The sequence below is a fragment of the Pseudomonas sp. B22129 genome, assembly GCF_044218875.1.
In the GTDB taxonomy this organism is placed as follows: domain Bacteria; phylum Pseudomonadota; class Gammaproteobacteria; order Pseudomonadales; family Pseudomonadaceae; genus Aquipseudomonas.
In genome coordinates, this window is the sequence record NZ_CP162592.1 from 19131 (window position 1) to 41040 (window position 21910).

The following is a 21910-nucleotide window of genomic DNA, read 5'->3' on the forward strand; positions in this document are numbered from 1 at the left end:
GAAAGTCGCAGCAACCCGCCCCCGGCATGCGTCACAGGATGGGTATGCCTGAGCGCTACCCGCCGCCATAAACACCGACCGCCCCTTTCAGGGCGGCCGCTGCTGTTTATACGCAAGCCTTTGAGAACACGCGAAAAACCTCAGCCGGTGTTACGCAAACCCGCGGCAATACCCGCCACGGAGACCAGCAGCGCCTGTTCCAGAGGGCTGTCCTGCGCGGCTTCCTGTTTTCGCGAGCGGGCCAGCAACTCGGCCTGCAACAGGTGCAGCGGGTCGAGGTAGGTGTTGCGCAGGCGGATAAACTCAAGGGTGTCCGGGCTATGAGCCAGCAGTTGCGACTGGCCAGTCAGGCCAAGCACCACGCTGCATGCCTGCGACAATAGGTCGCGTAAGTGCGCACCCAATGGCAGCAGGTCGGGCTGCACCAAGCGCTCGTCGTACAGGCGGGCGATGTCGGCGTCCGCCTTGGCCAGCACCATTTCCAGCATATCGATGCGTGTGCGGAAGAACGGCCATTGCTCGCGCATCTGCCCCAACAAATCGCCTTCGCCACGTTCCAGTGCCTTGCTCAGGGCCGCTTCCCAGCCAAGCCAGGCGGGCAGCATCAAGCGGGTCTGGGTCCAGCCGAAGATCCAGGGAATGGCACGCAGGCTTTCAATGCCACCGGCACGCCGCTTGGCCGGGCGGCTGCCCAGTGGCAAACGGCCCAACTCCTGCTCCGGCGTGGACTGGCGGAAGTATTCGACGAACTGCGGATTTTCCCGCACCACGGCGCGGTAAGCGCTGACACCGTCTGCCGCCAATTCATCCATCAAATGGCGCCAGGCCGGCTCGGGCGGCGGCGGTGGCAAAAGCGTGGCTTCGAGCACAGCCGCCAGGTACAGGTTGAGGTTTTGCTCGGCGATGTCCGGCAGGCCGAATTTGAAGCGGATCATCTCGCCCTGTTCAGTGGTGCGAAAACGCCCCGCCACCGAACCCGGCGGCTGCGACAGGATGGCCGCGTGAGCCGGGCCACCGCCACGGCCAACGGTGCCGCCGCGACCGTGGAACAGCAGCAGTTCCACCTGTTGTTCGCGGCAGATCTCTACCAGACGCTCCTGCGCCCGGTATTGCGCCCAGGCGGCGGCGGTGGTGCCGGCGTCCTTGGCCGAGTCCGAGTAGCCGATCATCACTTCCTGCGGCCCTTGCAAGCGCGCGCGATAGCCCGGCAATTGCAGCAGGCGCTCCATGACCGGCCCGGCGTTGTCCAGGTCGGCCAGGGTTTCGAACAGTGGCACCACGCGCATCGGCCGTTGCACGCCCGACTCTTTGAGCAGCAATTGTACCGCCAGCACATCGGACGCGGCACCCGCCATGGAGATGACATACGAGCCCAGGGAAGCCTCTGGCGCAGCCGCGATTTCCTTGCAGGTGTTCAAGACCTCGGCGGTGTCCGCCGACGGTTTGAAATACCCCGGCAGCAATGGCCGACGGTTGGCCAGCTCTTGGGTCAGAAAACTGATGCGCGCCTCTTCGTCCCAGTCTTCATAGCGACCGAGGCCAAGGTAATCGGTAATTTCAGTCATGGCCGCGCAATGGCGGCTGGAATCCTGACGCACGTCCAGGCGCACCAGGAACAGGCCGAAGGTCACGGCACGGCGCAGGCAATCAAGCAGCGGGCCATCGGCGATCACGCCCATGCCGCACTCATGCAGTGATTGGAAGCACAGCTGCAGCGGGTCTAGAAGGTCGCGGTTGTTCTGCAACACTTCAGCCGGCGCCGGCGTGGTGGCGGTCAACGAGGTATGCGCCCATTGGCGCGTGGCGCGCAGGCGTTCGCGCAGTTGCTTGAGCAAGGCGCGATACGGCTCGACACTGTCACCCACCTTGGCCTGCAAAGCCGGGCTGGCCTGTTGCATCGACAGCTCGGAGGCCAAGTGATCAACGTCCCGCAGGTACAAATCCGCCGCCATCCAGCGCGCCAGCAGCAGCACTTCGCGGGTGACCGGCGCGGTCACGTTCGGGTTGCCGTCACGGTCGCCGCCCATCCACGAGGCAAAGCGAATCGGCGCCGCCTCCAGCGGCAAACGTAGGCCGGTGGCGGCATGCAGGGCCTGGTCGGCCTTGCGCAGGTAATTGGGGATGGCGTGCCACAGCGAATGCTCAATCACCGCGAAGCCCCATTTGGCCTCGTCCACCGGGGTGGGCCGGATGCGGCGGATCTCTTCGGTGTGCCAGGCTTCAGCGATCAGCCGTTGCAGGCGGTCGCGGATTTGTTCGCGCTCGGCGGTGGTGAGGTCGCGGTGGTCCTGCAGCGCCAACTGCGCGGCAATCGCATCGTATTTCTGAATCAGGGTGCGGCGCGCCACTTCGGTGGGGTGGGCGGTGAGGACCAGTTCGATTTCCAGCCGCGCCAACTGACGGGCCAGGGATTCGTTGCTGTGACCTTCGCTTTGCAAGCGGGCCAGCAACTCGGGCAATACCCTGGATTCGAACGGCGCCGGCTGCGACTCATCGCGCCGATGAATCAGCTGGTACTGCTCGGCAATGTTGGCCAGGTTCAGAAACTGGTTGAAGGCCCGGGCCACCGGCAGCAATTCATCTTCCTGCAGCTGGTTGAGGCTGGCGCTCAACTCGTCGGCACCGCCCCCGCGGTCCGCCTTGGCGCCTTTGCGGATCTGCTCGATCTTGTCGAGAAATTCATCGCCGTACTGCTCTCGAATGGTGTTGCCCAACAGCTCACCCAGCAGGTGAACATCCTCACGCAAGCGTGCATCGATATCACTCATCAGCCAATCTCCAGCCAGAAATCCGGGACGCGCAGGTGTTCCAGAGTGCCGTCCGGTGCGGTTTCTGACAAGACACTTTAAACCTTGGCGCTTGCAGCTAGTCTCAACAGTAAGCCGCCACGTTATCCACGCGGTGGCCGGTCACTCATCACCGCCCGTAACACGCGGGCTTAACTGAGGTTGCCATGAAAATTCGAGAATTGGCCCAGCATTGGGAAGAGAACGCCAAAGGTCGCCTGACCAAAACCGAATACGCGATTCACCTGGACGTGGAATCCGCCGCACGGCTGGCGGCCATTGCCGAGATGTACCCCAAACGTCAAACCGAAGAGCTGCTGGGCGAGCTGATCGGCGCCGCCCTTGAAGAGCTCGAAGCGAGCTTTCCGTATATCAAGGGCAAGCAGGTGATTGCCACCGACGAAGAGGGCGACCCGCTGTACGAAGACGTCGGCCCTACCCCGCGTTTTCTGACTTTGTCGCGGCGCTATCTGCATGATTTGTCAGCCAGTGCTGACGAACAGAAGCACTGATAAACATCCCCGACTCTTTATAAAACCCTTGTATTCCGGGCCTCGCAGAGGCTCGGCGTACCGCTGCGTGCGGCAAAAGTTCCAACTTTTAAACGCTGACCAATGAGTCAGAAATTTTTTTAGGCAAATCGCCATCTTCTCTGAACTTTTGAAAAAAGCCTCCGGTCACAGCAGGTAAGCCATCACTTGGAACGGTTGTTTGAACAGGCGTCACAGGCTTTGCCGCCGGGCCCCGCGAGCAACCGACAGCGATGGAATTTGATGTTTTTCAGGAGTTATCCAATGGAGTTGAAGACGATGAAGACCAGCACTGCCAAATCCTCGTTTAACCACCTGCGCGGGCTCAAATTGGCCGCGCTGGCAATCGGCACCAGCTTCATTCTGGCCGGTTGCGCCGGTAACCCGCCGACCGAGCAGTACGCCGTGACCCAGTCTGCGGTGAACAGCGCAGTCAGCGCCGGTGGTACCGAATTCGCACCTGTGGAAATGAAGTCGGCTCAGGACAAACTCAAAGCCGCCGAAATCGCCATGCACGACAAGAACTACGACAAAGCTCGCCAGCTGTCTGAACAAGCCGAGTGGGATGCTCGCGTCGCTGAGCGCAAGTCTCAGGCCGCCAAAGCCCAACAAGCGGTGAAGGACTCTCAGAAAGCCGTGGATGAGCTGCGTAAGGAAGGTATGCGCCCTGCTGTGATCCAACAGCAATAAGCCACCTCCCCTTGACTGCATCGCACCTGATATCGAATTGAAAGGACGACACGACTATGCGTAAACAATTGATGATCCCTGCCCTGCTGGCGATGAGCGTTGCCTTGGCGGCTTGCTCCACCCCGCCTAACGCGAACCTGGAAAACGCACGGACCAACTTCTCGGCCCTGCAGACCAACCCGCAATCGACCAAGCTCGCGGCGCTGGAAACCAAAGACGCCAGCGAGTGGCTGGACAAGGCTGACAAGGCCTACCGCGACAAGGAAGACGAGAAGAAAGTCGACCAACTGGCTTACCTGACCAACCAGCGCGTTGAAGTGGCGAAAGACACCATCGTGCTGCGCGAATCCGAAGCCAAGCTGAAAAACGCTGGCGACGAACGCGCCCGCGCACTGCTGGACGCCCGTGACGCGCAGATCAAGCAACTGCAGAACAGCTTGAACGCCAAGCAAACCGACCGCGGCACCCTGGTGACTTTCGGTGACGTACTGTTCGCCACCAACAAGTCCGACCTGAAATCCAGCGGCCTGGTGAACATCACCAAGCTGGCTCAGTTCCTGCGCGACAACCCGGACCGTAAAGTGATCGTCGAAGGCTACACCGACAGCACCGGTTCCGACTCGTACAACCAGAGCCTGTCCGAGCGTCGTGCGGCTTCCGTGCAACGTGCACTGGCCCAGCAAGGCGTGGACATCTCGCGCATCGTGACCCAGGGTTACGGCAAGGAATACCCGGTTGCCGATAACGGCAGCGTGTCGGGCCGTGCCATGAACCGTCGCGTTGAAGTGACCATCTCCAACGACAACCAACCGGTCAAGCCACGGTCTTCCGTCGCTAACTGATTCGTTGTCGAAGGATAAAAAACCCACCTTTCGGTGGGTTTTTTTAGGCTTCGGAAGAAGTGTTTATTGAGCCTTTGCTATCGCCCTGCTCCAACATTTTGCCAAGCCCTTCGCTGCCTGAAGCCCGTTTTTTGAGCTCGTCTTGTGAAGCCCCTTCGCCACCGTCCAGCATTTTCATGAGCTGCTCAATATCAATCCCGCCTTTCCCACCGCCCGCTTGACCGGCACCTTGCCCGCCGCCTTGCTGACCGCCCTGGTTCAGGCTTTCAAGACCTTTGATCATCTCCATCATCTTGCCAGCAGCACCCATCAAACCATCAAGGCCCGGTATCATCGTCACACTCCCAGATTCGCTATGCGTAAGTTGATGCCAGCGGCGCTGACACTCCCAATCAGTGGTGGCTTACACGATACGGTTCCAAATATTTCTACGGCGATAACCTGCGGATGGAGAGTGGGCCTACTCCTGTAATTGAGGGGTTTGCTGGCCCATGCAGCGCACAGCCTGTTTCTTGTTGTTCACCAGTACACCGCTCAAGCCTTTCTGCTCGGTATCAAACATCACCAGCACACCATCCACACATTGCGCCACTTGCGCGGCCGGGGTCAGGGAGATTTTGTAGTCCTCGCCCGGCACGGTCTTGAGCAGGGTGAAGTCGCTGAGCAGCAACGCGTCCTCGGGCTTGGCGAAGTGCAAGTAGCCGTAGTACCACAGGCAGCCAACGGTGCCGATGATGGTGCCGATGCCGGTGAGGATCAGCGGGATCATGTTGCGTTCTTCGCTCATTGCGGGCTCTCTGATGAATCAGTTTTTGGAGTTGGATAATTCGGAATCTCGCCCAGGCGGCGCAGGCCGTTGAAGTGCTGCGGGTCGTCCAGATAGCGCAGCATCACGGTTTGCCAGGTCTTGTCGGCAAAGGTCTGCACATGCCCGCCACGCGTCAGTTGCAGCACTCTCGGTGCCGGGGCAGCCTGATACAGGCGGATACCGTTGGCCAGCGGCACGATCGGGTCATCCAGGCTGTGGAACAACAGCTTGGGCACGCCAGTCAACCGGGGCATGCCATTGATCGCACTGTCGCCATCGGGCACCAGCCAGGACAAGGGCACTTGAAACGGCCATGTTAACCAAGAGGTGCTGAGGGCAAATTGTCCTACGTCACGATAACTGGCAGGCACGCCGTCGAGCACCAGCGCCTTGAGTTGGATTTGGCGCTCGGGATGGGCTGCCAGGTAATGCACAGCCAATGCGCCGCCAAGGCTCTGGCCGAGCACGATAAGCGGTTGGTGCCGGGTTTCAGGGGCTTTGTCGAGCCAACTGAAGGCGGCGTCGATGTCCTGGTAGATCGCCGGCAACGACGGTTTGCCCTCGGACAGGCCATAGCCGCGGTAGTCCAGCAACAACACTTGATAGCCCTGCTCCGGCAGCCACCAACTCCCCCCCAAGTGCCAGGCGAGGTTGCCGCCGTTGCCATGCAAGTGCAGCACCGTGCCTTTGAGCGGCACGCCGGGTTTGGCCGGCAGCCACCAGGCGTGCAGCTTCACGCCGTCGGCGGTGGTGAGGGTAACGTCGCGGTATTGCAGATGGGCTTTTTGCGGCGTGAACGGCAGGCCGGGCTCGGGGTAAAACAGCAGGGAGCTGCAGCCGTTCAATGTGAGTAGCAGGCAAAGAATGCCGAGGATTCTCATCCGTTGAAGCCTCGCTGGTAGGTTTTACTGATTTCTCAAGAATGAATGAGATCAACTGTGGGAGCTGGCTTGCCAGCTCCCACATTCTGAACCTGGTTTCTTCAGAGGATATTGGAGTAATCCGCCTCGATCCGGTCCAGGCTCAGGTGGTTGAGGAAGTTGGAGAAACACATCCACGCCGCCAGCGCGTTCATGTCGCGAAACTGCTCCGGCAGGTATTTGGGCGGCACCACCAGGCCTTCGTCGACCAGTTGGCGCAGGGTGCGCATGTCTTCCAGGGTGGTCTTGCCGCAGAACAGCAGCGGCACTTGTTCCAGCTTGCCCTTGCGCACGGCGAGCTGGATGTAGTTGTAGACCATGATGAAGCCCTTGAGGTAGGACAAATCCTTGGTAAACGGCAGACCCGTCGGCACAGAGCCGCGAAATACGCGACTGGCATTGCCGTAGCTTTCAGCCATTTCAAAGCCCTGCTCACGGAAGAACTCGAACACCTGCAGGAAGTCGGCGCCCTCCTCCACCATGTGAATCGCGCGGGTGCGGTTGGTCAATTTGCGCAGGCGGCTCGGGTAAGAGGCAAACGTGATGATCTCCATCAGAATCGCCAGGCCTTCCTGGGTCACGGTGGACGACGGCGGGCCCTTGGACAGAAAGGTGCAGATCGGCTGGTTCTGGCCATTGAGCGTGGTACCCACGTGAACCAGACCTTCATGCACTTCCAGGGCGCGCACATCGCGGTCGTTGAACATCGCGTCGGCGCGGATCTTGATGTAGTCGGCCCCCGCCGCCGCGTCAGCGACGATGCCATCGGACTCGAACACGCGGATGGTTTCCTCGGCCTCGCCAAACACCTTGTTCAGCCGGGTTTGCAGCAGGGCCACGGCGTCCTTGGCCGTGAGGGTCTTGGCTTCATCCTTCAAGTCGCCACGGCCGTCGATATTGTTCAGGTAGTCGGACAGCATCAGGCCCAGGTCAGCCAAGGTCGGGTCGCCGGCGTGGAACGCGTCGGAGGCGGCGCCGTAAAGCTCCTGGGAGATCAGGCCGAAATCCTCGGTGCCGCGCGCTTCGAGCATGCGCACCACCATGCGGTATTCACGGCACATGCGGCGCATGATCTGCCCCACCGGGCTGAACTGGCCAAGGCGGCGGGTAATGTCGCGCTCAATGTTCTGGAATTCCAGCTTCACGGCGCTGGAGTCGAACGACAGCGGCCGGTTGAGGTAGTAATCGCGGTCCACGGCAGGCATGGCCTTGCCTTTGGCCTTGAGAAATCCCTGACGAATGTTTTCGTCCCACTTCACGGCGTCGAGGACACGAATCGGTGTTTGCGCCAGCACAATGCGATCAGACAAGGTGCGTATCGTCTGCTGGTAATCGTCCACCCGGTGCTTCCTCTTTAAACGTTATTTACCCGTGCGCTTGTAGCGCACGGCTTCAACGAACACATCGGCATTGGCCGGGTCATCCAGGTAAGCAAATACCTGTTCCATGGGGCTGTCGACCAGCACGCCGTCGCCTTCGACGGTTTCCACGGTGCTGCCGTGCAATGCTTTCTGACCTACGGCTTGATGAATTTGCTCAAGGTCGAGGTTGTAGACCACCAATTCGTGTTTTTCGTCGAACTCAAAGCCGGCAAGGATGAAATGCCCACCCAGCTTGGTCGGCAGCGGCGCCGACAAATACCAGCGGCTGCCATGGTGCGACACGGTAAATACATATTCATCGCGCTGGCCGGGCTTGGCTTTAGGGTAGCTCACGGCTTTATAGCGATGCGCACCGGCGTGAGTGATCTGCAAATTGAGCGGCTCGCCCCAGGCGTTTTTGCTCGACCAATGGCCAATCAAGGCCTCTGGCGCGGCTTCACGGGCGGGCAAGGGGTCTTTGAAGGTGACCAGGCAACCGCTGAGCAGCAGGAACGACAAGCTGATTACTGCGACACGCCAAGCTTTCATCCAATACCCCGTCAGGTGTGGGAGCTGGCTTGCCTGTGATACAGGCACCTCGGTGTTTCAAGTTAACCGAGGTGTCTGTATCGCAGGCAAGCCAGCTCCCACATAAAGCGGATCGCGCATAGGTTTGGCTAGACCGACGCCAACACCAAATGCATGTAACGCTTGAGGATCTCAAGCATCTCTTCACCGGTCAGAGGCTCTGGGCCGCCAAGCAGACCCTGATATTCCATCCGACCGATTATCGCCGTCAACACTTTGGCATCCTGTTGTGGCTCGCGCGAACCCAACATCTGGAAAAACTGCCCGGTGCCTTGCAGCAGGATCTGTTGGTGGGAGCGCACCAGCTCGGCCAGGCGCGGGTTCAGCAACGCTTCCTGGCGAAACGCCTGCTCGGCCATCAGGTGTTCGCGGCGGTTGGCCAATTGGCGCTGCACATAGTCGGCGGTCAGCCGCGCGATGTCATCGGCCAGTTGCGAACGCGACTGCGGGCTGCCATCACCATAGGCGACCATCTCGCGCAGCAGGCCTTCATTGCGCACCCACAACTTGCCCATGAAGGCCGCGCTGCGCTCGACGTATTGGGCGAAGGTATCGGTGAGCAGGTCATCGATGTCCTTGAAATAGTAAGTGGTGGCCGACAACGGCACCCCGGCCTCTGCCGCCACCGCACGGTGGCGCACGCCCCGCACGCCATCACGGACCACGATGCGCATGGCCGCATCGAGAATATCTTGCCTGCGTTGCTCGCTGCCCCGGCGACTGGCCTTGCGGCCCTGGTACTGGACACTTTCAGCCACGGCTGCAGCAATGCCGGAGGCGCCTTCTTGAGCCATTACGCGGTTCACGACAGTTTTCCTCTAAGGGTGACGCCAAGCGTCACGGGCTGCATTCCCACCCAGAGTGTGGGAACGATCACCTGGCGCCGTTCTGTTGACGGCTGAATACGCCACACAAAAAAGCCGCCTTATAAAAGGCGGCTTCGGATTTCACTACGGTTACGCTTGCGGCCGCATGTGCGGGAACAGGATCACGTCCCGAATCGACGGCGAGTTGGTGAGCAACATCACCAACCGGTCGATGCCGATACCTTCACCGGCCGTCGGCGGCATGCCGTATTCCAGCGCGCGGACGAAGTCGGCGTCGTAATGCATGGCTTCGTCGTCGCCGGCGTCCTTGTCGGCCACCTGGGCCATGAAGCGCTCGGCCTGGTCTTCCGCGTCGTTAAGCTCGGAGTAGGCGTTGGCGATTTCGCGGCCGCCGATGAACAGCTCGAAACGGTCGGTGACGTTCGGGTTGTCGTCGTTGCGACGGGCCAGCGGCGACACTTCGAACGGGTACTGGGTAATGAAGTGCGGCTGCTCCAGCTTGTGCTCGACCAGCTCTTCGAAAATCATCACCTGCAACTTGCCCAGGCCTTCGAAGCCCAGCACCTTGGCGCCGGCTTTCTTGGCGATGGCGCGGGCCTTGTCGATATCGTTCAGGTCGTCAGCGGTCAACTCAGGGTTGTACTTGAGGATCGAGTCGAACACCGACAGGCGCACGAACGGCTCGCCGAAGTGGAACACCTTGTCGCCGTACGGCACGTCGGTGCTGCCCAGGACCAGCTGTGCCAGCTCGCGGAACAGTTCTTCAGTCAGGTCCATGTTGTCTTCGTAGTCGGCGTAGGCCTGGTAGAACTCCAACATGGTGAATTCAGGGTTGTGACGAGTCGAAACGCCTTCGTTACGGAAGTTGCGGTTGATCTCGAACACTTTTTCGAAGCCGCCAACCACCAGGCGCTTGAGGTACAGCTCTGGCGCGATACGCAGGAACATTTCCAGGTCCAGCGCGTTGTGGTGGGTTTCGAACGGCTTGGCTGCGGCACCACCGGGGATGGTTTGCAGCATCGGCGTTTCCACTTCCAGGAAGTCACGTGCCATCAGGAAGCTGCGGATGTGCGCAATCACTTGCGAACGTACGCGGAAAGTCTGGCGCACGTCTTCGTTGACGATCAGGTCAACGTAGCGCTGGCGGTAGCGCTGCTCCGTGTCGGTCAGGCCGTGGTGCTTGTCCGGCAGCGGGCGCAGGGATTTGGTCAGCAGGCGTACGTTTGTCATTTCAACGTACAGGTCGCCCTTGCCGGAACGGGCCAAAGTGCCTTCGGCCGCGATGATGTCGCCCATGTCCCAGGTTTTCACCGAGGCCAGGGTTTCTTCGGACAGGGTTTTGCGGTTGACGTAGACCTGAATGCGCCCGGTCATGTCCTGGATCACCATGAACGAGCCACGGTTGAGCATGATGCGACCTGCCACCTTGACCGGGATCGCAGCCTCTGCCAGCTCTTCCTTGGTCTTGTCCGCGTACTGTTTCTGCAAGGCATCGCAGTAGTTTTCGCGGCGGAAGTCGTTGGGGAAGGCATTGCCCTTGGCGCGCTCGGCAGCAAGCTTTTCCTTGCGCAGGGCGATCAGGGAGTTTTCTTCCTGTTGCAGGGCCTGGTCGAGTTGTTGGTCGCTCATGTCTTTAGATTTTCCATCAGGTTCGTTGCCCCAGCCTTCGGCTGGGGATCGCGGGCAAGCCCGCTCCCACAGGGATCGCGGAGTGTCAGGCAATCCCGCATTGCGTGTGTTACAGGCCTGATTTCAGGCTGGCTTCCAGGTATTCGTCGATGTCGCCGTCGAGCACCTTGTCGCAGTCGCTGCGTTCGATGTTGGTGCGCAGATCCTTGATCCGCGACGCATCGAGCACATAAGAGCGAATCTGGTGACCCCAGCCGATGTCCGACTTGGTGTCTTCCAGCGCTTGCGACGCGGCGTTGCGTTTCTGCATTTCCTGCTCGTACAACTTGGCCCGCAGCATTTTCATGGCGGTGTCCTTGTTGGCGTGCTGGGAACGTTCGTTCTGGCAGCTGACCACGGTGTTGGTCGGTACGTGGGTGATACGTACGGCCGAGTCGGTGGTGTTTACGTGCTGACCACCGGCGCCGGAGGAGCGGTAGGTGTCGATGCGCAGGTCGGCCGGGTTGATCTCGATTTCCACCTTGTCGTCGATCTCTGGCGAGACGAAAACGGCGGAGAACGAAGTGTGGCGACGGTTGCCGGAGTCGAACGGGCTCTTGCGCACCAAACGGTGTACGCCGATCTCGGTCCGCAGCCAGCCAAAGGCGTATTCGCCCTTGATGTGCACGGTCGCGCCCTTGATACCAGCGACTTCACCGGCCGACAGTTCCATGATGGTTGCGTCGAAACCGCGCTTGTCAGCCCAGCGCAGGTACATGCGCAGCAGGATGTTGGCCCAGTCCTGGGCTTCGGTGCCGCCGGAACCGGCCTGGATGTCCAGGTAGGCGTTGTTCGGGTCCATTTCATGGCTGAACATGCGGCGGAATTCGAGTTTGGCGAGGTTTTCCTCAAGACGGGCCAGCTCGGCGACGACATCGCCCACTGCGCCTTCGTCATTTTCTTCGACGGCCATGTCCAGCAGGTCACGGCAATCGCCCAGACCAGTGTTCAGTTCGTCGAGGGTATCGACGATCTGTGCCAGCGCAGCGCGCTCGCGGCCCAGTTCCTGGGCGTATTCAGGTTTGTTCCAGACAGCCGGATCTTCAAGCTCGCGATTGACTTCGGTCAGACGCTCATGCTTTTGATCGTAGTCAAAGATACCCCCGAATAGTTTCGGAGCGCTCGGACAGGTCCTTGATGGTGTTAAGGATCGGGTTGATTTCCATGGCGGGCAGCACTCGTTGGCGAACTTTTGAAAGCCGACGAGTATAACGACAAACCGGGTGGAACGGCAGCCCGCTTGGCGAAAAGGCAGGTTTTGTAGACGATCTATAAGACGATAGAGATCAAATGTGGGAGCTGGCTTGCCTGCGATGGCGGTATGTCAGCTAACAGATCTGTCTCTGATAGACCGCTATCGCAGGCAAGCCAGCTCCCACAGGAATTTTGAGGCGGGCTGGCTACTCGATACCCACCTGATTACGCCCATTGTGCTTGGCCGTATACAAACCCTTGTCCGCCGCCATGATCAACTGCCGGCAATCCGTGCCCTGCACAGGCGTCATGGTCGACAGGCCGATGCTGATGGTCAGGCTTGCACCTTCGGCAGGCGCGTTATGCGGGATTTTCAGCGCGGCCACCGCCATGCGCAGCTTTTCTGCCACCAGGCGGGCACCGCCCGGTGAGGTGTTCGGCAGCACCAGCGCGAACTCTTCACCGCCGTAACGCGCCGGCAGGTCCGAGGGGCGGCTGCTGGCTTCACGGATGGTCGCGGCCACCTTGCGCAAGGCTTCGTCGCCTTCGACGTGACCGAAGCTGTCGTTGTAGGTCTTGAAGAAGTCCACGTCGATCATCAGCAACGACAACTGGGTCTGGTCACGCATGGCACGGCGCCACTCCAGTTCCAGGTACTCATCGAAGTGCCGACGGTTGGACAGCCCGGTCAGGCCATCGGAGTTCATCAGGCGTTGCAGCACCAGGTTGGTGTCGAGCAACTGCTGCTGGCTGACGCGCAATGCGCGGTACGCCGCGTCGCGCTGGATCAGGGTCATGTAGGAGCGCGAGTGATAGCGAATGCGCGCCACCAGCTCGATGTTGTCCGGCAGCTTGACCAGGTAATCGTTGGCCCCCGCCGAAAACGCCGCGCTCTTGATCAGCGGGTCTTCCTTGGTCGACAGCACAATGATCGGGATATTCGCCGTGGCCGGGTGGTTGCGGTATTCGCGCACTAACGTCAGGCCGTCGAGGCCCGGCATTACCAGGTCTTGCAGGATGACGGTCGGCTTGATGCGGATCGCCTGGGCAATGGCCTGGTGCGGGTCCGCGCAAAAATGGAAGTCGATGTTTTCTTCATGGGCCAGGCCGCGGCGTACCGCCTCGCCGATCATGGCCTGGTCATCGACCAGCAACACCATGGCGGCGTTTTCGTCGGTCTTGATGTCGTCGATCTGTAAATCATTCATGTGCAGTCACCTGAATTACTTTCCTGCAAACCAGCACAGCGGGAGGTCTTGATCATTTTGCAAAAACCTCCAGCAATCGGGGCGCAATTCTGTCCAGTGGGCGAATTTCAACAGCAGCATCAATTGCCGCCGCCGCTTTGGGCATGCCATACACCGCCGAGCTCTGCTGATCCTGGGCGATGGTCAAATATCCTTGTTCACGCAACAACTTGAGGCCCTGGGCCCCGTCTCGCCCCATGCCGGTCAGCAACACACCAACGGCATCACCGTTCCAGTGGCTGGCCACGCTCTCGAAAAACACATCGATCGAAGGCCGGTAGATCTCGTTCACTGGCTCTGCTGTATAGGCTAGCGTGCCGTTTTTCAACAGGCGAATGTGGTGGTTGGTGCCCGCCAGCAATACCACGCCACTTTGTGGCGGTTCGCCCTCGCGGGCCAGGCGCACCGGCAACGCGGAGGCGCTGCTCAGCCACTCGGCCATACCGGCGGCAAACACCTGGTCAACATGCTGCACCAGCACGATGGCGGCGGGAAAGTCCCGTGGCAAGCCTTTGAGCAAGGCTTCCAGTGCTGCCGGCCCTCCAGCCGATGAACCGATCGCCACCAGGCTCTGGCGCTTGCCGGTGATGCGTGGCGCCGCGGTTTCGGCGCGTACGCGGCTGCCCCGCTGGCCGATCAGCCAGCCAATATTGAGGATCTTGCGCAACAATGGCGCCGCCGCATCCTTGGGGTTGCCCACGCCGAGCGCCGGGGTATCCACCACATCCAGGGCGCCATGGCCCATGGCTTCGAACACACGGCTGACGTTGGCCTGGCGGTCCACGGTAACGATCACGATCGGGCACGGTGTATCAGCCATGATCTGCCGCGTGGCTTCCACGCCGTCCATCACCGGCATGATCAAGTCCATCAAAATCAGGTCCGGGGTCAGTTCAGCGCAACGCTGCACGGCTTCCAGACCATTGTTCGCCACCCAGACCACCTCGTGCGCGGGCTCGAAACTCAGGGCACGGCGCAAGGCCTCCACCGCCAGGGGCATGTCATTGACGATCGCAATCCTCATGCCCGGGCTCCTCCAATCAGTTCGACCACGGCGTCCAGCAAGGCATCATCGTGGAAACTGGCCTTGGCTAAATAATAGTCGGCGCCCGCGTCAAGGCCACGGCGCCGGTCTTCTTCACGGTCCTTGTACGACACCACCATCACCGGCAACGATTGCAGGCGGCTATCACGGCGCAAGAGTGTGACCAATTCGATCCCGTCCATACGAGGCATATCAATGTCAGTGATGAGCAGGTCAAAGTCTTCGGAGCGCAAGGCGTTCCAGCCATCCATGCCATCGACCGCAACCGCCACTTCATAACCACGGTTTAGTAACAATTTGCGTTGAAGCTCACGCACGGTGAGCGAGTCGTCCACCACCAGCACGCGCTTGCGCGGCGCTTCGGTAGCCTGCTGGCTACGCCGGGCAATGCGTTCCAGGCGCCCGGTGTTGAGCAATTTATCCACCGAACGCAGCATGTCTTCGACATCGACGATCAACACCACTGAGCCGTCATCGAGCAAGGCTCCGGCGGAAATGTCCTGGACCTTGCCCAAACGGTTATCCAACGGCAACACCACCAGGGTGCGCTCGCCGATGAAACGCTCCACCGCGATGCCATACACCGCATCGCGTTCGCGGATCACCACGACTTTCAGCGTGTCCGCATTGCCCTGCCCCGGCGGGCGCTGCAACAGCTGGTTGGCGGCCACCAGGCCAACGTGCCGGCCCTCGTGCCAAAAATGCTGGCGGCCTTCCAGTTGCACGATGTCGTCCGGCGACAGGTCGCACATGCGCTCGATATGCGCCAGCGGGAACGCGTAGGCCTCCTCGCCGACTTCCACCACCAGGCTGCGCACCACCGACAACGTCAGCGGCACTTCCAGATGAAAACGGCTGCCCTGCCCCGCGGTCTGCTCCAGCACCACGGCGCCACGCAACTGGCGCACCATATGCTGCACCGCATCCAGGCCAACGCCGCGCCCGGACACTTCCGTCACCTTGTCACGCAGGCTGAAACCCGGCAGGAACAGGAACGTCAGCAGTTCCTCTTCGCTCAGGCGCAGCGCGGTTTCCAGCGGCGAGAGGTGGCGGTCGACGATGGTGCCGCGCAGGCGCTCCAGGTCGACACCATTGCCGTCGTCACTCAACTCCAGCACCAGCAAACCGGCCTGATGGGACGCGCGCAGGCGAATCACGCCTTCGGCCGGCTTGCCGGCCAAAATGCGCTGTTCGGGCATTTCGATGCCGTGGTCGACGGCATTGCGCAGCAGATGGGTCAGCGGTGCTTCGAGTTTTTCCAGTACGTCGCGGTCCACCTGGGTCTTTTCGCCCTCGATTTCCAGGCGCACCTGCTTGCCCAGGCTGCGGCCGAGGTCGCGCACCATGCGCACTTGCCCGGCCAGCACATCGGCAAACGGGCGCATGCGGCAGGCCAACGCGGTGTCATAGAGCACCTGGGCGCGCTGCCCGGCCTGCCAGCCGAACTCATCCAGCTCGGCGGTTTTCTCCGCCAGCAACGCCTGCGCCTCACTCAACAGGCGGCGTGTGTCGGCCAAGGCCTCCTGGGCTTCGAGGTTCAAATCCAGGGCCTTGAGCTGGCCGTCCAGCGCGTCCAGGGCACGCGCACTGTTGCTTTGAATGCGCTTGAGGCGCTGCATGCTGGCCAGGTAAGGCTTGAGCCGCTGGGTTTCCACCAAGGATTTGCTCGACAGGTCGAGCAGGCTGTTCAAGCGCTCGGCGGTCACGCGCAGCACGCGCTCGCCGCCCTCGGTCATGGGTTTGTTCTGGCGCGGCGGCGCAGCGGCGACCGGCGGCGCGGGCTCAGGTTCCGGCGCCAGTGCTTCGATCACCGGAGCTGGCTGGGGGGCGGGCTCGGGCGGCGGCACAACTTTTTTAACCGGGGCCTGGGACGGGTCGAGCAAACGCTCCATCAGCGCGACATAGGCCTCGATGTCCGCCGGGCCCACGTCATTGCCGGGTGTGGCGATGCGCATCAGCAGGTCAGTGCCTTGCAGCAGCGCATCGATATGTTCGGGTTGCAGGTACAGACGGCCTTCCTGGGCGCTGACCAGGCAATCCTCCATGACGTGCGACACGCTGACGCCCGCGTCCACGCCGACAATCCGCGCCGCCCCCTTGAGCGAGTGCGCCGCGCGCATGCAGGCTTCGAGCTGGTCGGCCTGGGTCGGGTTGCGTTCCAGGGCCAGCAAACCGGCGCTCAGCACCTGGGTTTGCGCATCGGCTTCCAGGCTGAACAGTTCCAGCAGCGAGGCATCGCGCATCTGGTCGGGGGTCATGTGAGGCTCCGGGTCACGGCGGACAACAATTGCGCCTCGTCCAGCCAACGCAGGCTGCGGCCTTTCCACTGCAATACGCCCTGGGTGTAACGCGCGCTGGCCTGGGTGCCGGAGGCCGACGCAGCCTTCAGGACGCGTTCGTCTATCGCATGAATGCCGTCCACTTCATCCACCGGCACCACCACCGGGCCGTCCTGCGCGGCAATGATCAGCATGCGCGGCATGATGCGCCCGCCGCTCACGCCATTGCCGGTGCTGTCCAGCCCGAGCAGTTCCACCAGCGACAGGCACGCCACCAGCGCGCCGCGCACATTGGCCACGCCGAGCAGTGCACGGGAACGCTGGTGCGGCAGCGAATGAATCGGCTGCAACGGCGCCACTTCCACCAGGCAGCGGGTGGCAATGCCCAGCCATTCTTCGCCGAGGCGGAACATCAGCAGCGAGCGGGTGACCACATCCGAATCCACGTCGGCCTGCGCCTGCGGGCGACGGTCGTCCTGCTGCAAGGCATAGCGGTCGAGCAAGCGCGTGGCGGCGGCGGAATACACCGAGCAATTGCGGCAATGGATATGGTCCACCAGCAGCGGGCAGGACTTGTCGCCATGGATGCCGATGCGGTTCCAGCAATCGTCGATGGCTTGGGTATCGGCCAGGGTCAGGTCCAGGCCTGCGGTGTCGAGCGCGTCGGGGCTACTCATCGTTTGGGCTCACTGTCAGCTCGCTCGCTGCGGGCGGCGCGTGCTTGCAAACGGCGCGCCCCCGCACTGTCGCCCTGGGATTCCAGCAACGCGGCCAAGTGCATCAAGGCCTGCGGGTGCTGGGGTTCCAGGTACAAGGCTTTTCGATAATACCCCTGGGCTTCCAGGGCACTGCCGGCCACATCGCTGAGCAGCCCCAGCCAGTAAAACACCTGGGCGGCCGGCGGGTGGTTACTCAAATACTGTTCACAGGCGGCACGCGCCTCGGCACTTTTGCCCTCGTTGGCCAGGGTGGCGATCCGGCTGAGCAGGTCGCCCGCGTCGGATTGCGCGGCCTTGATCGGCACCACCTGGGCACGCGTGGTGCTGAACGGGCGCGGCTTGGGCGGAATCGGCGCGGCACTGCGCTGGGGCAATGGCGCCGGCATCGGCACAAACGCCGGCTGCGGCGTGAACGGCTCTACATGCCGGCTGAACGCAAAGGATTGCGGCACGCCGATCGAGCGCATGCCATGGCGACCGAGCAAGCTGCCCTCGGCGGGGCCGATAAACAGCACGCCGTCCACGTGGGTCAGGCCCTTGAGCACATCGAAGACTTGCTTCTGGGTCGGTTGGTCGAAGTAGATCAGCAGGTTGCGACAGAACACGAAATCGTAGGTCGGCTCATTCGCCAGCAGCGCCGGGTCCAGCAGGTTGCCGACTTGCAGGCGTACCTGATCGCGCACCCGGTCGTCGATGCGGTAACCGTCCGGTTGCTCGGTGAAATGATGGTCGCGAAACCCGATATCCGCACCGCGAAACGAATTCCTGCCGTACACGCCACGGCGCGCGCGGTCCACCGACAATGGGCTGACGTCCATGCCCTGCACCTTGAACTGGTGCGGGGCCAAGCCTGCGTCAAGCAAGGCCATGGCAATCGAATAGGGTTCTTCGCCGGTGGAACACGGCAGGCTCAAAATGCGCAACGCGCGCATCTGCTTGATCTCGGCCAGGCGCGCCTTGGCCAGGCGGGCCAGGGTCGCAAAGGATTCGGGGTAACGGAAAAACCAGGTTTCGGGCACGATCACCGCTTCGATCAGCGCTTGCTGCTCGTCATGGGCGCTTTGCAGGCGCTGCCAGTAATCTTCCAGCGTCTGCGCGTGTACGGCCTGGCTGCGCTGGCGCACGGCACGGTCGATGATCGCCTCGCCTACCGAGGCGACGTCCAGGCCGATGCGCTCTTTCAGAAAGGCCGAGAACCGCGGGTCGCTGCTCATAGGCTCAGCTCGGCGCTAAACAGCAAAGTACGCACATCTTCCGTCAACAGGTCATCCACGCCGATCCACTGCATCAGGCCCGCCGCGTCTTCACGCACCGGCCCCAGGTAAGGCGCTTCGCGATTGTCCAGGCCATAGGGCTGAAACTCGGCAGGGTCGCAACGCAGGGTGTCGGTGGCTTGCTCCAGGATCAGCCCGAGCCAGCGCGCTTCGACCCACGGCTGCGGCTGATAATTGACCAGCACCAGCCGCGTGCTGGTACGAGCCTGGGCGGCGGCGCCGAAGGTCAGGGCACTCAGGTCGACGACCGGCACCAGCACGCCCCGGTGCGCAAAGATACCCGCCACCCACACCGGCGCGTGGGCGATGGGTTTGAGCGGCAGGCGCGGCAGCACCTCGGCCACTTCCGTGGCCTTGAGGGCATACCGCTCGCTGCCGATGTGAAACACCAGGAACAGCGCTTTTTTGGCCGCCGGGACGGCGCCGCGTTTAGCCGCGAGGTCGCTCATCAGACTTTGAAACGCGACACGCCGCTGCGCAGACCGACCGCAACCTGGCTCAATTCATCAATGGCAAAGCTGGCCTGGCGCAGGGACTCCACGGTCTGGCTGCTGGCATCGCCCAATTGCACCAGCGCGTGGTTGATCTGCTCGGCGCCGGTGGCCTGGGCCTGCATGCCTTCGTTGACCATCAACACCCGCGGCGCCAGCGCCTGAACCTGATGGATGATCTGCGACAGCTGCTCGCCGACTTGCTGCACCTCGGACATGCCGCGGCGCACTTCTTCGGAGAACTTATCCATGCCCATCACCCCCGCCGATACCGCCGACTGGATTTCGCGCACCATCTGCTCGATGTCGTAGGTGGCCACGGCGGTCTGGTCGGCCAAGCGGCGCACTTCGGTGGCCACCACGGCAAAGCCGCGACCGTATTCACCGGCTTTCTCGGCCTCGATGGCAGCGTTAAGCGACAACAGGTTGGTCTGGTCGGCGACCTTGACGATGGTCACCACCACTTGGTTGATGTTGCCGGCCTTCTCGTTGAGGATCGCCAGCTTGGCGTTGACCAGGTCAGCAGCGCCCATTACCGAGTGCATGGTCTCTTCCATCCGCGCCAGGCCTTGCTGGCCGGAACCGGCGGCCACCGAGGCCTGATCGGCGGCGGTGGACACTTCGGTCATGGTGCGGACCAAGTCCTTGGACGTGGCAGCGATCTCGCGGGAAGTGGCACCGATTTCAGTGGTGGTGGCTGCCGTTTCAGTGGCCGTGGCCTGTTGCTGCTTGGAGGTGGCGGCGATTTCGGTGACCGAGGTGGTCACCTGCACCGAGGAGCGCTGGGCCTGGGACACCAGGGCTGTGAGCTCGGTCATCATGTCGTTGAAGCCGGTTTCCACCGCGTTGAATTCGTCCTTGCGCTCCAGGTTCAAGCGCTTGCTCAAGTCACCGTCACGCATGGTGCCCAGGATCGAAACGATGCGCTGCATCGGCGCCATGATGGCGCGCATCAGCAGCAGCCCGCACAGCCCGGCGGCGAGGATGGCCAGGGCCAACGACACAAACATGCTGACTTTGGCGGCGGCGACTGCGTCATCGATGGCCGTGGTGGCGCGGTCGGCGACGTCCTTGTTTTCAGTGATGATGTCGTTGAGTTTCATCCGCCCTGCCGTCCAGGCGGGCGTCAGGGTGGTCGTGAACTCTTTGCGCGCGGCAGCCAGATCATTGCGTTGCAGGCTGTCGAGTACGGTAGCCAGGCTCTTGTTGTAGGCCTGGTGCAGGGTTTCGAACCTGTCGAACTCCGCTTGGTCGTCGCGACCATTGACGGTTTTCTGGTAGTTGGCCATCTGCTGCTGAATACGCGCCTCGAACGACTTGAAGTCGGCCTTGTCGGCGTCAGTCAAGCCCTTGTCGTCGCGCAGGCCCAGCAATTCCAGGGTTTGCAGGTAACTGTCGACCCAGGCGCTGCGGATCATCGAACTGAGATAAACCCCCGGCACCGCGTCATCACGGACCGCCTCTTCGCTGACCTCGATCTTCAGCAACCGCGAATAAGAGACCACAACCATTAACAGCATGATGGCGATAATGACCGCAAAGCTAGCCAAGATCCGTTGGCGCAAGGTCCAGTTCTTCACAGTATTTCCTCGAAGGGCCGATCAAATGCCGACGAGTATAGCTGAGCAGAAGCCCTCATTTATCAACGGGTTTTGATGTAGCGCTCACAGAATGCAAAAACACCCAGGCCTACCCACCAGGGACCAAGCCTCACTCGGTTAAAACTGTGAGCTATTGGTTCAGCCGTACCTGTTTTTCCAGCTCGGCCTTTAAACCGGGCTCGAGTTTGAGTTGGCGTGCCAGCTCGTCCAGATACGCCTTTTCCATGAAATTCTCTTCGTCCACCAGCATCACGCTGGCGATGTACATCTCCGCCGCCATTTCCGGGGTGCCCGCCGCGCGGGCGACATCGGCGGGGTCGAGGGGTTTGTTGAGCTCGGCATGCAGCCAGCTTTGCAACTCGCGGTCGTTGTCGAGCTTGGTGAATTCACCTTCGATCAGCGCGCGTTCGCGTTCGTCCACATGCCCGTCAGCTTTGGCGGCGGCCACCAACGCCTTGAGGATGCCCTGGCTGTGCTGCTCAACCTGGGCCGGTGGCAGGCGATCGATGGTTTGCGGCTCGCCTTGGGGCGCATTGGCCTGTTGCGCCTGCCAGTTGCCGTAGGCCTTGTAGGCAATCACCCCCAGCGCGGCCAACCCGCCATACGTCAGGGCCTTGCCGCCGAACTTGCGGGCTTTCTTGTTACCCAGCAACAGCCCCATGGCACCCGCCGCGAGCGCCCCGCCACCGGCACCACCGAGCAAACTGCCGAGCCCGCCGCCACCGAGCAGGACGCCAAGGGCACCCTTATCGTCCTGCTTATGTTGGCCACCGGCTTTCTTTTGCAGCATGTCCTGGCCAGATTTGAGCAACTGATCGAGCAATCCACGGGTATTCATTCGCAGCCTCCAGGTACTTGGGTTCAGTGGAGCAATAGGCACCCAGCGTAAAACCAAGTGCCAAAAAGCCGCGATATAGAGTGCTTCCAGATGTAACGCCACAGCGAAAAACGGACCTGCGGCGGAAATGCCTTGTTTCATATGAAACGCCATCACCCCGCCATCAATCATTTTTCCTACACCATCGAACCGCTTAAGCTAT

Annotated in this window: 20 protein-coding genes; 3 read left to right on the plus strand and 17 right to left on the minus strand. The window is 61.5% G+C overall.

The annotated features are described in order from the left end of the window. Positions 1-140 precede the first annotated feature (140 nt). A complete protein-coding gene (gene ppc, locus AB4P94_RS00100) occupies positions 141-2768 on the minus strand; it encodes a phosphoenolpyruvate carboxylase (RefSeq protein WP_395608891.1) in 2628 nt (875 codons plus the stop codon). Positions 2769-2953: 185 nt separating this feature from the next. Here ppc and AB4P94_RS00105 point away from each other — a divergent pair, with 185 nt between their 5' ends. From AB4P94_RS00105 to AB4P94_RS00115, 3 genes are all read left to right on the plus strand, one after another. Next, on the plus strand, positions 2954-3298 hold the full coding sequence (locus AB4P94_RS00105) for a pilin assembly protein (protein ID WP_395608892.1): 345 nt from the start codon (positions 2954-2956) through the stop codon (positions 3296-3298). 282 nt (positions 3299-3580) lie between these two features. Then, a complete protein-coding gene (locus tag AB4P94_RS00110) occupies positions 3581-4006 on the plus strand; it encodes a DUF4398 domain-containing protein (protein WP_395608893.1) in 426 nt (141 codons plus the stop codon). Positions 4007-4062: 56 nt separating this feature from the next. After that, positions 4063-4848 (plus strand): OmpA family protein, encoded by a 786-nt coding sequence (locus tag AB4P94_RS00115; RefSeq protein ID WP_395608894.1) that lies wholly within the window; start codon positions 4063-4065, stop codon positions 4846-4848. A 43-nt stretch (positions 4849-4891) separates the two neighbouring features. Here the strand turns inward: AB4P94_RS00115 and AB4P94_RS00120 are convergent, their stop codons facing one another. The 16 genes from AB4P94_RS00120 to AB4P94_RS00195 all read right to left on the minus strand — a co-directional run bounded on the left by AB4P94_RS00120 (position 4892) and on the right by AB4P94_RS00195 (position 21708). Beyond that, entirely contained in the window at positions 4892-5182 is a 291-nt protein-coding gene (locus AB4P94_RS00120; protein ID WP_395608895.1) for a hypothetical protein, read from the minus strand. A gap of 126 nt (positions 5183-5308) precedes the next feature. After that, positions 5309-5635, minus strand: coding sequence for a hypothetical protein (locus AB4P94_RS00125; RefSeq protein WP_395608896.1), 327 nt, complete (start codon positions 5633-5635; stop codon positions 5309-5311). Further along, positions 5632-6537 (minus strand): alpha/beta hydrolase, encoded by a 906-nt coding sequence (locus AB4P94_RS00130; protein ID WP_395608897.1) that lies wholly within the window; start codon positions 6535-6537, stop codon positions 5632-5634. Before AB4P94_RS00130 ends, AB4P94_RS00125 begins: the two co-directional genes overlap by 4 nt. A gap of 101 nt (positions 6538-6638) precedes the next feature. Further along, complete coding sequence (locus AB4P94_RS00135; RefSeq protein WP_124361575.1) at positions 6639-7916, minus strand: flavohemoglobin expression-modulating QEGLA motif protein; 1278 nt, start codon at positions 7914-7916, stop codon at positions 6639-6641. A 21-nt stretch (positions 7917-7937) separates the two neighbouring features. Continuing rightward, the gene (locus tag AB4P94_RS00140) at positions 7938-8486 is read right to left on the minus strand and encodes a hypothetical protein (protein WP_395608898.1); all 549 of its coding nucleotides are present in this window, start codon (positions 8484-8486) and stop codon (positions 7938-7940) included. A 128-nt stretch (positions 8487-8614) separates the two neighbouring features. Then, positions 8615-9331 (minus strand): TetR/AcrR family transcriptional regulator, encoded by a 717-nt coding sequence (locus AB4P94_RS00145; protein ID WP_395608899.1) that lies wholly within the window; start codon positions 9329-9331, stop codon positions 8615-8617. A 150-nt stretch (positions 9332-9481) separates the two neighbouring features. Then, positions 9482-10981 carry a lysine--tRNA ligase gene (gene lysS / locus AB4P94_RS00150; RefSeq protein WP_395608900.1) on the minus strand — a complete coding sequence of 500 codons (1500 nt, stop codon included), beginning with the start codon at positions 10979-10981 and terminating at the stop codon, positions 9482-9484. Positions 10982-11090: 109 nt separating this feature from the next. Further along, positions 11091-12186, minus strand: a protein-coding gene (gene prfB / locus AB4P94_RS00155; RefSeq protein ID WP_096236834.1) for a peptide chain release factor 2 whose coding sequence is annotated in 2 segments (ribosomal slippage) — positions 11091-12113 and positions 12115-12186 — 1095 coding nt in all. Because the reading frame shifts where the segments join, the coding sequence is not laid out codon by codon here. A gap of 234 nt (positions 12187-12420) precedes the next feature. Continuing rightward, positions 12421-13422 (minus strand): diguanylate cyclase, encoded by a 1002-nt coding sequence (locus AB4P94_RS00160; RefSeq protein ID WP_395608901.1) that lies wholly within the window; start codon positions 13420-13422, stop codon positions 12421-12423. Between the two features lie 52 nt (positions 13423-13474). After that, entirely contained in the window at positions 13475-14485 is a 1011-nt protein-coding gene (locus tag AB4P94_RS00165; protein ID WP_395608902.1) for a chemotaxis response regulator protein-glutamate methylesterase, read from the minus strand. Next, positions 14482-16764, minus strand: a complete 2283-nt coding sequence (locus AB4P94_RS00170) for a hybrid sensor histidine kinase/response regulator (RefSeq protein ID WP_395608903.1) — start codon at positions 16762-16764, stop codon at positions 14482-14484. The genes AB4P94_RS00165 and AB4P94_RS00170 overlap by 4 nt, the downstream gene beginning before the upstream one ends. Further along, the gene (locus AB4P94_RS00175) at positions 16761-17462 is read right to left on the minus strand and encodes a chemotaxis protein CheW (protein WP_395608904.1); all 702 of its coding nucleotides are present in this window, start codon (positions 17460-17462) and stop codon (positions 16761-16763) included. Before AB4P94_RS00175 ends, AB4P94_RS00170 begins: the two co-directional genes overlap by 4 nt. Then, positions 17459-18718: a CheR family methyltransferase gene (locus tag AB4P94_RS00180; RefSeq protein ID WP_395608905.1), complete on the minus strand. Its 1260-nt coding sequence runs from the start codon at positions 18716-18718 to the stop codon at positions 17459-17461. Before AB4P94_RS00180 ends, AB4P94_RS00175 begins: the two co-directional genes overlap by 4 nt. After that, positions 18715-19227 carry a chemotaxis protein CheW gene (locus tag AB4P94_RS00185; protein WP_395608906.1) on the minus strand — a complete coding sequence of 171 codons (513 nt, stop codon included), beginning with the start codon at positions 19225-19227 and terminating at the stop codon, positions 18715-18717. The genes AB4P94_RS00180 and AB4P94_RS00185 overlap by 4 nt, the downstream gene beginning before the upstream one ends. Continuing rightward, the gene (locus AB4P94_RS00190; protein ID WP_395608907.1) at positions 19227-20849 is read right to left on the minus strand and encodes a methyl-accepting chemotaxis protein; all 1623 of its coding nucleotides are present in this window, start codon (positions 20847-20849) and stop codon (positions 19227-19229) included. Before AB4P94_RS00190 ends, AB4P94_RS00185 begins: the two co-directional genes overlap by 1 nt. 151 nt (positions 20850-21000) lie before the next feature. Continuing rightward, a complete protein-coding gene (locus tag AB4P94_RS00195) occupies positions 21001-21708 on the minus strand; it encodes a tellurite resistance TerB family protein (RefSeq protein ID WP_395608908.1) in 708 nt (235 codons plus the stop codon). Between the last annotated feature and the right edge of the window lie 202 nt (positions 21709-21910).

Coding starts and splice junctions, on each gene's coding strand:
- AB4P94_RS00105 (WP_395608892.1), top strand. CDS start 2,954: ATGAAAATTCGAGAATTGGCCCAGCATTGGGAAGAGAACGCCAAAGGT.
- AB4P94_RS00125 (WP_395608896.1), bottom strand. CDS start 5,635: ATGAGCGAAGAACGCAACATGATCCCGCTGATCCTCACCGGCATCGGC.
- AB4P94_RS00120 (WP_395608895.1), bottom strand. CDS start 5,182: ATGATACCGGGCCTTGATGGTTTGATGGGTGCTGCTGGCAAGATGATG.
- AB4P94_RS00170 (WP_395608903.1), bottom strand. CDS start 16,764: ATGACCCCCGACCAGATGCGCGATGCCTCGCTGCTGGAACTGTTCAGC.
- AB4P94_RS00115 (WP_395608894.1), top strand. CDS start 4,063: ATGCGTAAACAATTGATGATCCCTGCCCTGCTGGCGATGAGCGTTGCC.
- AB4P94_RS00110 (WP_395608893.1), top strand. CDS start 3,581: ATGGAGTTGAAGACGATGAAGACCAGCACTGCCAAATCCTCGTTTAAC.
- lysS (WP_395608900.1), bottom strand. CDS start 10,981: ATGAGCGACCAACAACTCGACCAGGCCCTGCAACAGGAAGAAAACTCC.
- ppc (WP_395608891.1), bottom strand. CDS start 2,768: ATGAGTGATATCGATGCACGCTTGCGTGAGGATGTTCACCTGCTGGGT.
- AB4P94_RS00160 (WP_395608901.1), bottom strand. CDS start 13,422: ATGAATGATTTACAGATCGACGACATCAAGACCGACGAAAACGCCGCC.
- AB4P94_RS00185 (WP_395608906.1), bottom strand. CDS start 19,227: ATGAGCGACCTCGCGGCTAAACGCGGCGCCGTCCCGGCGGCCAAAAAA.
- AB4P94_RS00165 (WP_395608902.1), bottom strand. CDS start 14,485: ATGAGGATTGCGATCGTCAATGACATGCCCCTGGCGGTGGAGGCCTTG.
- AB4P94_RS00180 (WP_395608905.1), bottom strand. CDS start 18,718: ATGAGCAGCGACCCGCGGTTCTCGGCCTTTCTGAAAGAGCGCATCGGC.
- AB4P94_RS00175 (WP_395608904.1), bottom strand. CDS start 17,462: ATGAGTAGCCCCGACGCGCTCGACACCGCAGGCCTGGACCTGACCCTG.
- AB4P94_RS00140 (WP_395608898.1), bottom strand. CDS start 8,486: ATGAAAGCTTGGCGTGTCGCAGTAATCAGCTTGTCGTTCCTGCTGCTC.
- AB4P94_RS00130 (WP_395608897.1), bottom strand. CDS start 6,537: ATGAGAATCCTCGGCATTCTTTGCCTGCTACTCACATTGAACGGCTGC.
- AB4P94_RS00195 (WP_395608908.1), bottom strand. CDS start 21,708: ATGAATACCCGTGGATTGCTCGATCAGTTGCTCAAATCTGGCCAGGAC.